At 29.6% G+C, this 1,753-nt stretch carries 2 protein-coding genes; one reads left to right on the forward strand and one right to left on the reverse strand.

Annotation, left to right across the window (positions count from 1 at the left end):
• Nucleotides 1-254: 254 nt before the first annotated feature.
• Nucleotides 255-806: a hypothetical protein gene (locus tag VK998_RS10240; RefSeq protein WP_325228034.1), complete on the forward strand. Its 552-nt coding sequence runs from the start codon at nt 255-257 to the stop codon at nt 804-806.
• Between the two features lie 703 nt (nt 807-1,509).
• Here the strand turns inward: VK998_RS10240 and VK998_RS10245 are convergent.
• Nucleotides 1,510-1,753 (reverse strand): hypothetical protein (locus VK998_RS10245; RefSeq protein ID WP_325228035.1); only part of this gene is annotated, 244 nt, incomplete at its 5' end.

Genomic DNA, 1,753 nt, shown 5'->3' on the forward strand with positions numbered 1-1,753 from the left:
AAATGATTGAACAAAAATATGACAAAAATTAGATGCCTTACAGATAGTAACCACAACATAAGATGTTTTTTGTTTTGTACATAGCTAAAGTCTTATAGTTAGTAAATCATTAAATCAAATAGATTTATGATTTAATAATACAATGATCAAAGGAGCAAGAGAATCATAATGAAGAAGAGTCCCCACAAGGGAAACAGCAAGAAAATCATGATGAGGAAGAATCACTACAAGAAGAGTCCCAAGAAGAACTACAAATGGTTACAAGTATAAACTATGAGATAATTGACAAAACCACTATGCCATTATCTCCAACTACTGAAGAGGAAATGGGTAAGTACAAATGGACGGTTTTTGTAAAAGATAAGGTAAATAAAGAAGAATTGAAAAATCTATCTAAAGAAATAATAGAAATAGCCAAAAAAGAATTAGAGTTCAGGGGTATAATAATTTGTTTTTGTGATAATAAAGACTATTTAGGATGGGGTGATACTTCGCTGGGAGAAGTCGTATATGCACCTAATGGAGATTGGGATATGACTAGTACGGTAGATATTGGGGATTATGAAAATATGGACTATAGTTTCGTATTAGAGGAAAGGGACTGGGATAAACAGCCTACAGAAGAAGAAGTAAAGATATACAAGAGATGGCGAGAAATATTGTATGAAACAGATTTTAAAGATGGGCTTGATGAAGATTTGATAACCGAGAAAACATCTAAAGAACTTGGTATACCAATAGAAGAAGTTGAAAAGGCAAAGACCAAAGTTCTTCACGAGTGGCTATATTATAAACAAACTTATTAGCAAATACCAAAGGTACCCGATACCACCCGATTATTGTCGAATATAACGATAACACCTTATAGATACTAATATCTGTAAGGTGTTTTTGTGTAAAATAATTATAGGATAAAATATAAAAAAATATAGAGAACTACAATTGATTCTCCAGGTAGTCCAAATATACCCATGACTGGGCTAAATACAATACCTAGCATATCAGAATATTGCAGAAATCACCGTTCTAAGAACTTTAAATAAAAACACCCCCGATTCAATAGAATTATAAGGTGTAATTTTTCGATACCTCGAAATATTTAATATTCTGATGCTTTTTCATCTCTATAATTATATCTTGTATTAATATGACTAATTACTGGATAAATTTTTAAAGAATTATCTATACGAAATTCATGGTAGTTTACTTTAAGTTAAGTGACAGGCTCCGACACTTTTTATATTAGGAATACCATATAGCATTTTCTATTATTATATCAAATCAGCGTAGAATAGAAAACACTAACAGTTTTCAGAATATTAAATAAGTTATTAAGTTAAGTGACAGGCACCGTCACTTCATTTCCATTTATAATATAATTTTTATATGTCGCCCAATTGTGAATGGAATTCTAAGAATCCTTTTCACAGGAAGTATTTATACCTAGTGAAGAAGTATATGTATGTATGAAAATATAATATTAAATGAAGTCACTCTTCAATAACTATTTTAAAAAGGAATATTATCATCATCAATCTTATAATTAATTGTATTTAATTTTGTATATATATTATCAATTACTACCTTTTTCTTCATATCAGATAAATTAATTAGAAATTTGTAAAAGTCTTTAACTGTTTCTACTTCGATATCTTGTGCTGTATTGTAATTATAACCACCCGGAACAAAGACATTTATCAATGCCTCGTTTCCCTGAATAAATGTTTCCAATGAGTTCTTCCTTAGCAAGTCT

The sequence above is a fragment of the Schnuerera sp. genome (assembly GCF_035459645.1).
GTDB lineage: Bacteria > Bacillota > Clostridia > Tissierellales > Tepidimicrobiaceae > Schnuerera.

Coding starts and splice junctions, on each gene's coding strand:
- VK998_RS10240 (WP_325228034.1), top strand. CDS start 255: ATGGTTACAAGTATAAACTATGAGATAATTGACAAAACCACTATGCCA.